The following is a 14,496-nucleotide window of genomic DNA, read 5'->3' as shown; positions in this document are numbered from 1 at the left end:
CATGACCGCCTATCCTTCGGCGCGCGCCTTTGCCGGGCCGCACCCCGCCAAGATCGAGACCGTGCTGCCCGAGTTCGGCTCGCGCGAGATCCCCCGCCAGCCGACGGTCGAGGCCGAACGCCTCTATCGCAAGCAGCGCCTGGCCGCCGCGTATCGCCTGTTCGGCCGCCACGGCTTCGACATGGGCGGGGCCGGCCACATCACCGCCCGCGACCCGGAGCTGACCGACCACTTCTGGGTCAATCCGTTCGGCGTCCATTTCAGCCGGATCAAGGTCTCGGACCTGATGCTGGTCAGCCATGACGGCGTCATCGTCGAGCCGCCGGCCAAGGTCCCGGCCCGCCTGAACCGCGCCGCCTTCGCCATCCATTCGCAGCTACACGAAGCGCGTCCCGACGTGGTCGCCGCCGCCCATTCGCACTCGCTGTACGGCAAGGCGTGGTCGGCGCTGGGTCGGCTGCTGGATCCGCTGACCCAGGACTCGGCCGCCTTCTACGACGACCACGCCCTGTTCGAGGAGTTCTCCGGCGTCGTGCTGGACATCAGCGAAGGCCAGAAGATCGCCCGGGCGCTGGGCGCCAAGAAGGCGGTCATTCTCCAGAACCACGGCATCCTGACCGTCGGCCAATCGGTCGAGGCCGCCGTCTGGCGCTACCTGGCCATGGAGAACGCCTGCCAGGCCCAGCTGCTGGCCGAGGCCGCCGGCCCGACCAAGCCGATGCCGCCCGAGGTCGCCAAGCACACCGCCAGCCAGGTCGGCACCGAGACCGGCGGCTTCTGGGCCTTCCAGGCCTATTGGGACATCGTCACCGAAGAAGAGCCGGACCTGTTCGACTGATGACCGACTTTTCCTTCTCGCGCCGAGGCCTGATGCTCGGCGGTCTCTCCCTGGCCGGTCTCGCGGCATGCTCGCCCAAGGCGCCCGCCGCGCCCGGTGACCTCTCAGACCTGACCCTGCGGGTGGCGACCTATCGCGGCAATCCCGAGAGCTTCTTCAAGGAAGCCGGCGTCGGCGAGCCGCCCTACAAGCTGGCCCGCACCCAGTTCGCCGGCGGCAACCTGATCGCCGAGGCGATCAACGCCAAGGCGCTGGACTTCGGCGGCATGAGCGAGATCCCGCCGATCTTCGTCGCGGGTCATCCGGGTAATCTGGTTCGCATCGTCGGGGTGCTGCAAGGCGACGTGAATAACCAGGTCGTGCTCGTGCCCAAGGGCTCGCCGGTCCAGGACTTCGCCCAGCTGAAGGGCAAGCGGATCGGTTATGTGAAGGCCACGACCTCGCATTACATCCTGCTGCGCCTGCTGGAAAAAGCTGGCCTGACCTGGGCCGACATCACGCCGGTGGCGCTGTCGCCGCAGGACGGCTTGGCCGCCTTCCAGAGCGGCGCGCTGGACGCCTGGATCATCTACGGCGTCATCGTCTACCAGGCCCGCGAGGCCGGAGCGCGGGTGTTGACTACCGCCCAGGGCATCCTGTCGGGCAACTACCTGATCGCCGCCTCGCAGGAGGCCCTCGACGACCCGACACGACTGAAAGCGATCGGCGACTACGTCCAGCGCTACAAACGGGTTTTCGACTGGATCAACGCCGATGGCGTGCGCTGGGCCAAGGTCCGCACCACGGCGACCGGCGTCAAGCAGGCCTACTACGAGCAGGAATTCCAGGAGCGCAGCTCGCCCTCGATCCTGGGGCCGATCAGCGACGCGGCCATCGCCTCGCAGCAGGCCGTGGCCGACACCTTCGCCGCTGCCAAGATCATTCCTGGCGCCATTCAGGTCAAGCCGCTCTGGGATGATCGACTAACATCTTTTCTGAAATAGATTTCGAAGTTCAAATATAGAACTTCAGCTTTCACGATATGAGCAAATCTATCCCGTTCTGAATTTTATATTCGTTGAGCACAAAGCGCGCAGATGACAAATCCCTACCAATAAATCGGGGATAAATCGAATGCCTAAACGTCACCTGCGCGACCTTCTGCTCTTGAGCTCCAGCTTGGCGATCGCTGGCACGGCTCAAGCTGCCGAGCCAGCATCCGCCGACAGCGCCGCGCCCGCCGTCGAGCAGGTGATCGTCACCGCCGAACGCCGCGCCACCGACCTGCAGAAGACCGCCATCGCCATCTCGGCCTTTGGCCAGCAGGTCCTGACCGATCGCAAGATCGACAACATCCGCGACCTGTCGGGCCAGATCCCGAACCTCAGCATCAGCCGGGTCACGATCAGCCACACCACCCAGACCTACGCCCTGCGCGGGGTCGGCGAGGCCGATCCGATCCAGGAGCCGGTGCTGGCCGTCTATGTCGACGACGTCTACATCCCGCGCCAGATCGGCTCGATGGTCGAGTTCAACGACCTGGAGCGGATCGAGGTGCTGCGCGGCCCGCAGGGCACGCTGTACGGCCGCAACTCCAGCGCCGGCGCGCTGCGCATCATCACCCGCGATCCGGGCCAAGCGCTACGCGCCAAGGCCGAGGTCGGTCTGGGCAACTACGGCGCGGTCGACGTCCGCGCCCTGATCGAGGGCCCGCTGGTCGCCGACAAGCTGGCCGGCAGCATTTCGTACATCCACCACAGCCGCGACGGCGTCACCTTCGACCCGACGCTGAACCACGACGTCAACCGCATCGACCTGGATGCCTTCCGCGCCAAGCTGCGCTGGACGCCCAGCGAGCGCCTCGACGCCCTGCTGACCATCAACGCCCTGCGCGACCGCAGCGACACCCGCAGCTACATCCCGGTGAACCAGCCCGGCGGCGTGTTCCGCAAAGACCGCTCCTATTCCGAGGTCGAGCCGACCCAGGACCTGGACCAGATCAGCGGCTCGCTGCGCGTCCAGTACGAGCTTTCCGAACGCCTGAAGCTGAAGTCGATCACCGCCTACGGGGGCTTCAACCTCAACCCCGTCTACTACGAGAACGACGGCGAGGCGGCGCTGATCCAGAAGAACCTGATCCACTACAACGACCAGTACGTCACCCAGGAACTGCAGCTGAACGGCGACTTCGGCGACGTCACCTTCACCAGCGGCCTGTTCTATCTGCACGAACGCTTCTTCGTGCAGCGCGACGGCTTCAGCCGCCGCAACACCCAGAACACCGACCCCGTGACCACGCCCGGCAACTACGGCTTCGCCCGCGCCCACAACATCACCAATACCGACGCCTATGCGGTGTTCGGCGAGGCGACCTGGAAGGCCACCGAGCGCCTCTCGCTGACCGGCGGCCTGCGCTGGACCAATGAGGAGAAGGAATTCGTCTTCGACAACCAGGTGCTGAACCTGGCCGGTCAGGTCGTGGGCCAGTCGATCGCCGGCAAGGCCGACAAGATCTTCTCGTCGATCACGCCCAAGCTCTCGGCGCAGTACCAGTGGACGCCGGACGTCCTGCAGTACGTGAGCTATTCCAAGGGCTTCAAATCGGGCGGCTTCGACAACCGCGCCACCCGCATCGACCTGGCCACCCGCCCCTTCGCGCCCGAGAATGTCGACAGCTACGAGACGGGCCTCAAGACCGAGCTGTTCGACCGCCGGGCGCGGCTGAACCTGGCCGTGTTCTACAACGACTACAAGGACTTGCAGGTCAGCTACAGCGACCCGGCCTATCCCGGCAATTCGATCCGAGGCAACGCCGGCAAGGCCCACACCTACGGCGTCGAGCTGGAGAGTGACATCCGCCCGACCGAGCGGCTGGGGCTGCAAGCCTCGGTCGGCTACCTGTTCGCCGTCTATGACCGCTATCGCAACGCCGGCGGCGTGGGCGTCAACGCCGACGGCCACCGCCTGCTGAACTCGCCGCGCTGGAGCCTGGCTGGCGGCCTGACCTACGACGTGCCGATCGAAGTTCCCGGCAGCGTCCGCGTTGGCCTGAACGCCCAATGGCAGAGCAAGACCTACTACAACGCCCTGCAACGTCCGCAGGACTCCGCGCCCAGCCAAGGCTTCCTGAATGGTTCGATCACCTGGACCGCGCCGGATCCGCACTGGGCCGTGCAGCTATCGGGCCGCAATCTGCTGAACTCCGACAAGCCGGTGACCTCGACCTACACGCCGGCCACCGGGGTGTTCTACCGCAACTACCCGGATCCCCGGACCTTCCTGGTCACCCTGAAATACGCGCTCTAGAGCAACAGCGCCGCCGCCCCGATCTGGACGGCGGCGCTCTTTGCTTCAGGCGCGCTCGATCGGCACGTGCGGCTTGGTGTTGGGATAGATCAGCTCGACCGGCGGCTCGTCCGCGCCGGGCTTCTTCATGCCGTAGGCGTTCACCGGCTGCGAGCGGTTGATCCAGGCGGTGTAGTACAGGTGGTCCGAGCGAGGATCGTCCGTGTTCGGATGCAGCAGGGCCGCCTTGTCGGCTGTATCCTCATCGAAATAGATGTGGGCGTGATAGCTGCGGATGTCGGTATAGGCGCGCAGCGCCGTCTCGGACACGCCACGCCCCTGCAAGAAATCCTGCGGCCCTTTCCAGCAATTCCAAGTCCACCGCCAATTTCCTCAGAAAAATCGGCAAACTTCACGATGCCGAATAAAGCACTTCAGAAGACGCAATTATTGGAGCCCCGCGCACTTCGATAGAGCCGACCGGTCTCATCAGGAGGTCGACGTGACCCAAGGCTCGCAACGTCAATTGAAACTGGGCGCCATTCTGGCCGGCGTCGGCACCGATCACGCCAGCTGGCGCGACCCCGCCCTGGCCGGCGACGCCAGCATCGACATCAACTGGTACATCGACAACGCCAAGCTGGCCGAGGCGGCCAAGTTCGACCTGGTGTTCATCGTCGACAGCCCGTTCATCACGCCCGACACCGCCCCGCACTTCCTCAACCGCCTGGAGCCGCTGACCCTGCTCTCGGCCCTGGCGGTCTCGACCTCGAAGATCGGCCTCGTCGGCACCCTGACGACCTCGTACTGGGAGCCCTACAACGTAGCCCGCCAGTTCGGCTCGCTGGACCATATCAGCAAGGGCCGCGCCGGCTGGAACGTGGTGACCACGGGCCTGGAAGGCGCCTCGAAGAACTACGGCCGCGACGAACACTTCGAGCACGGCGAACGCTATGAGCGGGCCGGCGAGTTCGTCGACGTCGTGCAGGGCCTGTGGGACAGCTACGAGGACGACGCCTTCCCGCGCGACAAGACCGCCGGCGTCTTCCTGGACAAGGCCAAGCAGCACGCGCTGAACCACAAGGGCAAGCACTTCTCGGTCGCCGGGCCTCTGGCCCTGTCGCGCTCGCCCCAGGGTCAACCGGTGATCTTCCAGGCCGGTGTCAGCGGTCCTGGCCGCGACCTGGGCGCCCGCATCGCCGAGGGGGTCTTCGCCGGTGTCGACACCTTCGAGGACGCGGTCGAGTACTATGCCGACCTCAAGGCCCGCGCCGTCGCCCAAGGCCGCGATCCCGACCACATCAGCGTCCTGCCGGGCCTGTTCCCGACCATCGCCGAGACCGACGAGGAGGCCCAGGCGATCGACAAGGCCCAGCGCGGCGAGGTCGGCATCGACAAGCTGCTGGTCCAGCTGGGCCGCGCCTTCGGCTATCACGACTTCAAGCCGTATCCGCTGGACGGCCCATTCCCGGATGTCAGCAACCTCAGCCTCAACGCCTACAAGGGCCATGCCGAGCGGATCGTCCGCGTTTCGCGCGAGCAGAACCTGACCCTGCGCCAGGCGGCGGAGCGGTTCGGCGCCTGGCGGTCGGGCTTCGTCGGCTCGCCCCAGACCATCGCCGACGAGATCCAGCGCTGGTTCGACGGCCGCGCGGCCGACGGCTTCATCCTGCATGTCACCCGCCCCGGCGACTACGCCCTGTTCCGTGAGAAGGTCGTGCCGATCCTGCAGGCGCGGGGCCTGTTCCGCACCGAATACGAGCACGACACCCTGCGCGGACACCTGGGCCTGCCGGTCCCCGAGAACCGCTGGAACGTCGCGCCGGAAAAGGTCGCCGCCGAATGAGCCTGCGCCTTCTCGCCCTCGCCTCGGCCAGTCTGCTGCTGGCCACTACTGCGTTCGCCGCCGAGCCGGACGCGGCGGCCATCCACGCCCGCGCCCTGGTGCTGGACAGCCACGTCGACGTGCCGGTGACCTTCGACGCGGCCGCCGATGGCGACGGCCAGGTCGATCTGCCCAAGCTGGAGCGCGGCCAGGTCGACGCCGCCGTGCTGGCGGTGTTCGTCTCGCAAGGCCCGCGCACATCGGAGGGCTACGCCAAGGCCAAGAGCGACGCCGACGCCAAGCTGGCGGTGATCCGGGCGGCGGCCCAGCGCCATCCCGACCGCGCCGTCCTGGCGCTCAGCGCCAACGACGTCGAAGCCGCCGCCAAGGCCGGCAAGCGCGCCATCATCGTCGGCTTCCTCAACGCCTATCCGTTCGGCGAGAGCCTGGAGCCGATCGACGCCTACTATAGCGCGGGCGTGCGCAGCTTCGGCTTCGTCCACGCCGGCAACAACGCCTATGCCGACTCCTCGCGGCCCAGCGGCGGGACCAAGGTCGAGTGGAACGGCCTCTCGCCCCTGGGCAAGGCGGCCGTCGGCAAGCTGAACGACCTGGGCGTGATCATCGACGTCTCGCAACTGACTCCGGACGGCGTCTTCCAGACCCTGAAGCTGAGCCGCGCGCCGGTGGTGGCCAGCCACTCCGGCGTCCGGGGCGTCGTCGACGCGCCGCGCAACCTGTCGGACGCCGAGCTGGACGCGATCAAGGCCAATGGCGGCGTGGTCCAGGTGGTCGCCTTCGGGCCGTACCTCGTGAACCCCGGTCCCGACTTCGCCGCCAAGGTCGCACCGATCCGCGCGCAGTTCGGCCTGCCCGCCGCCTTCGCCAAGCCGGCGGACGGGACCGAGGTGCTGTCACCCGCTCAGCGGACGGACTACAGCCACGCGGTCAACGCGCTGCTGCCCAAGGCGACGGTCAAGGACCTGGTCGACTCGATCGACTACGCCGTGAAGCGGATCGGCGTCGACCATGTCGGCATCGCTTCGGACTTCAATCACGGCGGCGGCGTGGTCGGCTGGGCCAACGAAGGCGAAGCGGCCAACGTCACCGCCGAGCTGGTCCGCCACGGCTATTCTGAGGCCGACATCGACAAGCTGTGGGGCGGCAACTGGCTGCGCGTCTTCCGCAAGGTCGAGGCCGCCCGCCGATAGGTCAGTGCCAGCGGGCGAAGGCGGCGAGGATGACGGTCACCGTGATCGCGCCGCCGATCCGCGTGGCGATCTGGGCGAACGGCATCAGCTGCATGCGATTGGCCGCCGTCAGGATCGCCACGTCGCCCGTGCCGCCCTGGCCCGAATGGGTGGCGTTCACGATGGCTGCCTCGATCGGATGGAGGCCCACCCAGCGCGAGGTGACGAAACCCGTGGCGATCAGCGAGACGACCGTGACGAAGATCGTCACCAAGGTCGGCAGGTTGAACGCCTCCATCAGCTTCTCCCACGGCGTCTTGGCCACGCCGATGGCGAACAGCAGCGGATAGGTCACGCAAACCTGGAAGAAGCGGTAGTTGGCATAGGCCCCCTGCTCCAGCGATGGCGGCGCCAGGCGGGCCACCTTGATCAGCACCGCCAGGCCCAGCATCACCACCGGCCCCGGCCAGTGGAACAGGCTCTGGGTCAGGCCGCCCAGCAGATACAGCACCGCCACCATCAGCAGGGCCGCGCCCAGGGTCTGGGGCGAGGACGCGCCGCCGACCGAAGCGTGGGCGGCCGGAGACACGGTCTCCTCGCCCGGCTGCAGGCGGCCTTCGCCGGTCAGCTTCGGGTAGCGACGCCCCAGGAAGTTGAGACCACCCGACAGGATGATCGCACTGAGGCTGCCCAGCATCACCGGCGGCAAGACCTCGGCGAAAGCCTCGCCCTGGGGCTGGCCTGAGAAGTGGGCGTAGCCGATCGAAAGCGGGATCGCCCCCTCGCCCACCCCGCCGGCCATGATCGGGGCGACGATCTTGAACAGGGTATGCTTGAAGCCCAGGCCCAGCGCCACACCGGTCGAGCAGCCGACCACGAAGGCGACGATCGAACCCAGGATCAGCGGAATGAAGATCTTGCCGAAACCGGTGATCAGCGACTTGCGGTCCATCCCCAGGATGCTGCCGACCACGATCGAGGCGATGAACAAATAGAGGAAGTTCGAGCTCTCGGTGAAGTCCGAGATCGACTTGACCAGCACCTCCGGCAGCAGGCCGGCATATTCCAGATAGGACGGCGCGAAGGTGGCGAAGATCGCCGCGAAGCCCAGGCGGTTCAGCACTGGGATCCGCTTGCCGATCTCGGCGCACAGGAAGCCACCGGTGATCAGGAAGGCGATGTTGGCCAGGATGTCGGACGGCGCCTTGCCCATGACGACGTAGGCTGCCGCGAGGCCCATGACGATCAGCAGCAACGGCACGGGCGCGACGCCCAGGCGGGTCTCCATCAGCGCCCACCAGCGGGTCAGGATCGGCCCGGGTGCGGTGTCTTCAACGGTGCTCATGCGCGCCTCGGAATGATCGGCAGCACGACGTGCGAAGGTCGGGCGGCGTCGACGTGGATGGTGTTGTGGGCGACCTGACGGGTCAGCCCCACGCCCTCGGGTGCGCCGGTGTTGGGATTGACGTCGAATTTGGGGAAGTTGCTGGACGACACGTCCAGTCGGATCCGGTGGCCCTTCTTGAACAGGTTCGAGGTAGGGAAGGCCTCGACCTTGATCCTGTAGACTTGGCCCGGCGTCATCAGCGCGGGCTTCTCCCAGCTGTCGCGATAGCGGCAGCGCAGGATGCCGTCGGTCAGGTTCAGGGCGTAGCCGGCGGGATAGTCCTCGCTGGGCGGATAGAGGTCGATCAGCTTGACGACGAAGTCGGTGTCGACCGCGTCGGACGAGATCCACAGCTCAACGGTGATCGCGCCGGTGACTTCGACATCTTCCGTCAGGGGCTCGGTCTGGAAGACCAGCACGTCGGGCCGCGCCTCCAGCGGCAGGAGCGGTTCGCGGGCGCCGTAGAGCTCGGGTGTCTCGCGCTGGTCGAAACCACCGGGCCGCATCAGCGGCTCGCCCGAGGTCACCGCGCCGCCGATGGTCGGGACCGGGTCGGACGGATCGAAAGCATAGGTGAGCGGCGCGGCGTCCGCGGCGGACTTCTTGGTCCGCAGGCCGCCGTCGGCGCCGAGATAGAAGGCCGTCTCGCGACGATCCGGGATCGGCCAGGCCGCCTCGCTGCGCCACGCGCCGCCGTGGTTCAGGCGGCCCTCGGCGGTCTTGCGGCCATCACCGCCGCCCATCACGAACAGACGCACCGGCGGCTCGGCGGCCTTGACCGGCAAGCCCTTGAGGTGACGGTCGAACCACTTCAGGCGCTGGGTGAAGAACTCGCCGCCGCCGTCGGCGTCGATGGTCGAGGCGGGGCCGAATTCGACATCGCCGGAATAGGAGGTCGACCGGGCGCCATGGGTCCAGGGCCCCATGATCAGCCGCACCGAGCGGCCGGCTTTGTTCAGCCCGACATAGTTGTCGGTCGCCGTGCGCGAATAGACGTCATACCAGCCCGACATGTGGACCATGTCGATCTTCGGGAAGGTCCCGTAGAAGCCCTCGGCATAGATGCCGGCCTGCTTCCAGAAGCCGTCGAAGTTTCCGTGCTCCCACTGCTCGTAGACATAGGCCTCGTAGTCGGGTTGCAGGCTGATCGGCGTGTGACCGCGCTTCCACGGCATGCTGGCGAACCAGGCCTTCAGGTCGACGGTCTTCAGCGCCGCCAGCAGGCGCGGATCGTTCTGCGCGGCCTTGCTCTCCAGGCCCAGATTATAGGCCCAGGTCACCTGCTTCAGCTCGAACGCCCCGCCCTGGCGGATGCCGCCCTGGTAGGCGTTGGAGAAGCCGCCGCAGTCCAGGAACATCGCCTTCAGGCCCGGCGCGTTTAGGCAGCCCAATGCCATCTGCGTATGGGCGGCGTAGGACAGGCCCATCGTGCCGATCTTGCCGTCGCTCCACGGCTGGCGGACGATCCAGGCGCAGGTGTCGTAGCCGTCCGCGCCCTCGCTCAGATACTTGATGAACTCGCCTTCGGAGTCGTAGCGACCCCGGCAGTCCTGGAAGATCACGACATAGCCCTGGGACACGTAGACACGCGCCACGTCGGCCCGGCTCCGGGGCGTGCGGTCGGTCGCGGTGATGTCGCGGAAGCTGGCGACATTCCGACCGTAGGGCGTGCGCTCCATGATTACCGGGAAGCGGCCGGCCACGGCTTTGCCGCTCCGCGCCGGCCGGTAAATGTCGGTGGCCAAGCGCACGCCGTCGCGCGTCTTCACGCCGACATTGCTCTCCAGGACCATGTCATAGGGCTCGGCGGAAGCCGCCAGGGTCCGGCTGGACCCGAGCAGCCCGAGGAAGGCCGCCGCGCCCCCGAAGGCGCGGCGGGTGATCGGCGAGGTCGCCATGAACGCTAGCTCCGACCGACCTAGAACGACTTGCCGAAGCGGACGTAATAGTACCGCCCCATGACGTCGTAGGTGTAGATGTCGAAGTTGATCGGCGCGTTGGCGTAGGACAGCGGCGGCTGGGTGTCGAAGACGTTGTTGACGCCCACGGTCACATTGGCCCGCACCTTCTCGAACGCCTTCTCCAGCTGCAGATCCTGGTAGGTCACCGCCTTGACGCGGTCGCCCTTGACCGGGGTCGTCGGCAGGGCCGGCGCGGCGCCGTCCTTGGTCGAGCCGATATAACGACCGCGCCACATCACCGCCCAGTCGTCGTTCGACCAGCGCAGCGAGGCCAGGCCCTTCCAGCGCGGATAGGTCGCGCGCGCCGTGGCCGGAGTGGTGCCGCCGGTCGAGGTGCCGACCGCATGGGTGATGATCGGGTCGCCGCCGGCCGGGTTGGGCGAGGTGACGTCAAACTTCTGCAGGCGCGTGCCCTGCACCGAGCCTTCGATCAGGCCGATGTCGGTATTGCGGCGGTAGCGCACCGCCACATCGTAGCCGGCCGTCTTGATCTGATTGAGGTTCATGAACGACGAGCTGAAGTTCAGCACCTGGCCGGTAGCCGCATCGCGGGTCAGCTGGTCGCAGAACGCGCCGGCCTGGGTGGCGCACAGCTGCAGGGCGTTGGCCACCGACGGCGTCGAGATCGCGTTCTTGATGGTGACCTCATAGCCGTCCAGCGTCAGCGACAGGCCCGGCGCGAAGGCCGGCTGAAGCGCGACGCCGTAGCTCAGGGTCTTGGCCGTCTCGGGATCGAGCTTGCCGTTGCCCGACACCGTCAGCGGCAGCAGGCCGCCGTTGTACGAGCTCTGGTTATAGGTCGACGGCACGCCCGCGCAGCCGGGGAGGTTGGGGTGCGCGGCCGCGCCGCCGTTGCAGGGGTCGGTATTGCTGCCCGCGAGGTTGGACTGACGCGAGCCGGTGTAGAGCTCGATCAGCGAGGGGGCGCGGAAGCCTTGCGACCACGTGCCTCGGAAGAGGACGCCATCGACGGGCCGGTAGCCGACGCCGACCTTGGAGGTCAGCTTGGAACCGGCGGTGTTATAGTCCGAATAGCGGGTGGCGACGTCCAGCTCGAGCTTCTTGACCATCGGCAGGTCGGCCAGGATCGGCGCGGTGAACTCGAGGAACGCCTCCTTGACGTCGTACGAGCCGTTGGCGGTCGGCGTGCGCATGACATTGGTGGTCGTGGGCGTGGTCGCCGGCAGCGGCAGCGCGCCGGTCCCGGTCGAGACGGTGTTCACATAGGCGTCGGGATGGTCCTCGCCGACGTTCTTGCGCCATTCGAAACCGAAGGCCATGGCCAGCGGCCCGCCCGGCAGCTGCATCAGCTCGCCGTTCACGTCGAAGGTCAGGTCGTACAGCTTGGTCTGGTTGGTCTCGCGGGCGGTCGAGTTGATGTAGGCCGCCTGCTGCGGGGTCATCTGGCCGAAGATGTTGATCGGCACGCAGCCGGCTTGCGCCGCGCAGACCGACGGGGCCGACAGGCCCAGCGCCAGGTGCTCCAGGTCGATGCCGCCGGGCGACGAGAACTTCATCTGGTTCTGCGACGCCGAGCCGAACAGCGACCAGTTCCAGTTGCGCGAGAAGAGGTCGGCATCCCCGGCCAACTCGCCCGAGACGCGGTAGGTGTCGACCTGCTGGTTGCTGATCCGGTAGCCAACCGGGGTCGTAAAGATCTGGATGTTCCAGGCCTGGTTGGCCGCGAAGCCGACGCCGAACGGGTTGTACTGCTGGTTGGGCGCAATCGCGAAGCCGCGATAGGTGCCCGAGGTCCCGCCGATCGACAGGTTGGTCGGCGAGAAGATCTGCTGGCTGCTGCGGCGGTTCCACAGCACGTCCAGGGTCAGCTTGACGTGATCGGTCAGGTCCTGGTCGACGCGGGCGAAGATGCCGTACCGCTCGCTGGGGCCGACGGCGTAAATGCCCTGGGCCATGGTGTTGTAATAGTCGTCCGGCAGGGTGGCGCGGTGATAGCTGCCGATGCCGGTGGCCGTGGTCACCCCGACGTTCTGGGTCAGGGGCGAAGCCGCCGTCGAGAAGCCCGGCAGGATATACAGGCCGCGTGGGCTGGACGGGGCGGCGCTGAGGTTGTTCGGACCGGCCGTCAGCGACACCTGGGTGAGGTCCCGATCCTTGGTCTCGACCGGATCTTCGTTGACGTAGCTCAGCGACAGGAACACCGAGCCACGCTCGAACTTCTTGCCCCAGTTGGTCTGCAGGCTGAACGACTCGCCGTCGCCCCGCGAAGAGACACCGTATTTGCTCTCGACCTGAAGGCCGTCGAGATTGCGCTTGGTCTTGAGGTTGACGACCCCGGCGATGGCGTCCGCGCCGTAAATGGCCGAGGCGCCGTCCTGCAGCACCTCCATGCTGCCGATCATGCCAATCGGCACGGTGTTCAGGTCGACGAAGTCGCGGATGCCGCGCGCGCCGACACCGTCCACCCAGCGGTGGCCGTCGACCAGCACCAGGGTGCGGTCGGCCGCGCCGTCGGTGTTGGCCAGATAGCGCAGGCTGATCGAGCTGCCGCCGTACGAGGTGCCTTGCGTGCCATTGGAATTGTAGCTGACGCCGGCGCTGGGCAGCTTCTGGAGCAGCTCGCCGACCGAGGCGACGGCCGCTCGCTGCAGGTCTTCCTCGGTGATGCTGGTCAGCTGACCGACCGAGTCGGCGTCGCGGCGGCGGGTTTTCGAACCCGTGACGATCACGGCGTCGAGCGTGGTGGCTTCGACGCCCTGCCCGGCTGGCGCGGTCTGGGCGAACGCTTCGCCCGCGCCGAACACCAGAGCCAGAGCCGAAACGCTCACGAAAGCAGACTGAATTCTGGTCACCGGAGATCCCCCTCCTGACCGGCGTTTGCGCCGGCTGCATTACGCGGCTCCCCGCCGCTTGTTCGGAGGCTAGGGTCGGTTACCTGTCATGAGACTGTCGCGAGACGCATCACGGACACGGCGGTAGTCATCCACGTGATTGGGGCCCAGGGCCTCGCGCCATTCGGCGACCAAGCGCTTGCGGCGCATCTGGTCCAGATTGGCCAGCAAGGCCGGCCCGACCTCGATCGGACGGGCGAAAGCCGGCGGCGCGCGCCCTGCCCCACCGGCGATGTCGGTGCGCACCGGGGCCATGCTGGTGTCAGCCAGGAGCTTCTGCCCCTTCAGCGACAGCAGGAAATCCAGGAACAGCTTGGCGGCATTGGGCCGGCGCGCCTGGGCCGAGATGAACGCGATCCGCGACATCACCAGGGTGTAGTCACTGGGGAAGATCACCCCGAGGTTCGGGTTCGCCCGCTGGTGCTGCAGGGCGTAGGAGCCGATCACGTTGTAGCCGAACACGATCTGCTGGTCGGACATCGCCTCCAGCAAGGTCGCCGTCGACTCGTAGAGGTGCGGCTTGGTCGTCCCGATCGCCTGCGTCAGGGCCTGGGTGTCGGCCCACGCCAAGCGGTCCTGCGAATAGTAGAGGAAGCCCACGCCCGAGCGGCTGTTGTCGAACAGGCCCACCGAACCTTTCAGCGCGCCGGCTTCCAGCATCTGGCGCAAGGCGGCGTGACTCCTGGGCGCCTGGTCATCGGACAGCTTGCGACGGTCGTAGACGAAGACGATCGGCTCGGCCGTGACGCCAAAGCCCTGGCTTTTCCAGATTGTCCAGCGCGGCAGCATCGCGCGCGCCGGGGTGTCGAAAGTTTGAGCGTAGCCGTCGTTGATCAGCTTGATCTGCAGGTCCATCGCCGAGCTCCAGACAAGGTCGGCGCTGGGCAGGCCCGCGCGGCGCTCGGCCAGGTAGCGCTGATAAAGCTCGGCCGAGTTCTGCCGCTGGAAGTCGATATGGACCTTGGGGTGGTCGGCATGGAAGGCGGCCAGGACCGGACCGATCTCGGCGTCACCGGTATTGGCGTAGACCGTCACGCCCCCTTCCCGCTGGGCCGCGCGCAGCCGCGCGGCGCGCTCCAGTCCGCCCAGGATCGGCGCGCTGGTTTGTCCGCAACCGGCCAACAGACCGGCCGCCGGCGCGAGGAGAAGCTGTCGTCGAAGCATGGCCGCCCTGTTCAC

The 14,496-nt window shown here is 67.1% G+C and carries 10 protein-coding genes; 5 read left to right on the top strand and 5 right to left on the bottom strand.

Annotated elements, in window-relative coordinates:
• The first annotated feature begins 1 nt into the window (after position 1).
• From AC07NF_RS06140 to AC07NF_RS06130, 3 genes are all read left to right on the top strand, one after another.
• Complete coding sequence (locus tag AC07NF_RS06140) at positions 2-838, top strand: class II aldolase/adducin family protein (RefSeq protein ID WP_494628128.1); 837 nt, start codon at positions 2-4, stop codon at positions 836-838.
• Complete coding sequence (locus AC07NF_RS06135; RefSeq protein WP_494628130.1) at positions 838-1,821, top strand: ABC transporter substrate-binding protein; 984 nt, start codon at positions 838-840, stop codon at positions 1,819-1,821. Before AC07NF_RS06140 ends, AC07NF_RS06135 begins: the two co-directional genes overlap by 1 nt.
• Before the next feature lie 130 nt (positions 1,822-1,951).
• Positions 1,952-4,123 (top strand): TonB-dependent receptor, encoded by a 2,172-nt coding sequence (locus tag AC07NF_RS06130; RefSeq protein WP_494628132.1) that lies wholly within the window; start codon positions 1,952-1,954, stop codon positions 4,121-4,123.
• Positions 4,124-4,168: 45 nt separating this feature from the next.
• Here the strand turns inward: AC07NF_RS06130 and AC07NF_RS06125 are convergent, their stop codons facing one another.
• Complete coding sequence (locus AC07NF_RS06125; RefSeq protein WP_494628134.1) at positions 4,169-4,432, bottom strand: hypothetical protein; 264 nt, start codon at positions 4,430-4,432, stop codon at positions 4,169-4,171.
• A 172-nt stretch (positions 4,433-4,604) separates the two neighbouring features.
• Here AC07NF_RS06125 and AC07NF_RS06120 point away from each other — a divergent pair, with 172 nt between their 5' ends.
• Complete coding sequence (locus tag AC07NF_RS06120; protein ID WP_494628136.1) at positions 4,605-5,948, top strand: LLM class flavin-dependent oxidoreductase; 1,344 nt, start codon at positions 4,605-4,607, stop codon at positions 5,946-5,948.
• Positions 5,945-7,138: a dipeptidase gene (locus AC07NF_RS06115; protein WP_494628137.1), complete on the top strand. Its 1,194-nt coding sequence runs from the start codon at positions 5,945-5,947 to the stop codon at positions 7,136-7,138. Before AC07NF_RS06120 ends, AC07NF_RS06115 begins: the two co-directional genes overlap by 4 nt.
• Before the next feature lies 1 nt (position 7,139).
• Here AC07NF_RS06115 and AC07NF_RS06110 read toward each other — a convergent pair whose 3' ends face one another.
• The 4 genes from AC07NF_RS06110 to AC07NF_RS06095 form a co-directional block, all read right to left on the bottom strand.
• The gene (locus AC07NF_RS06110; protein ID WP_494628139.1) at positions 7,140-8,462 is read right to left on the bottom strand and encodes a 2-hydroxycarboxylate transporter family protein; all 1,323 of its coding nucleotides are present in this window, start codon (positions 8,460-8,462) and stop codon (positions 7,140-7,142) included.
• Entirely contained in the window at positions 8,459-10,402 is a 1,944-nt protein-coding gene (locus tag AC07NF_RS06105; RefSeq protein ID WP_494628141.1) for a CocE/NonD family hydrolase, read from the bottom strand. Before AC07NF_RS06105 ends, AC07NF_RS06110 begins: the two co-directional genes overlap by 4 nt.
• A 20-nt stretch (positions 10,403-10,422) precedes the next feature.
• On the bottom strand, positions 10,423-13,254 hold the full coding sequence (locus AC07NF_RS06100; RefSeq protein ID WP_494628143.1) for a TonB-dependent receptor domain-containing protein: 2,832 nt from the start codon (positions 13,252-13,254) through the stop codon (positions 10,423-10,425).
• A 93-nt stretch (positions 13,255-13,347) separates the two neighbouring features.
• Positions 13,348-14,481 (bottom strand): ABC transporter substrate-binding protein, encoded by a 1,134-nt coding sequence (locus AC07NF_RS06095; RefSeq protein WP_494628145.1) that lies wholly within the window; start codon positions 14,479-14,481, stop codon positions 13,348-13,350.
• Positions 14,482-14,496 lie beyond the last annotated feature (15 nt).

The organism is Caulobacter sp. GW821-FHT10A06, assembly GCF_059415805.1.
Note: the sequence above shows the minus strand (reverse complement) of the source record. Positions and strands in the feature narration are given on the sequence as shown.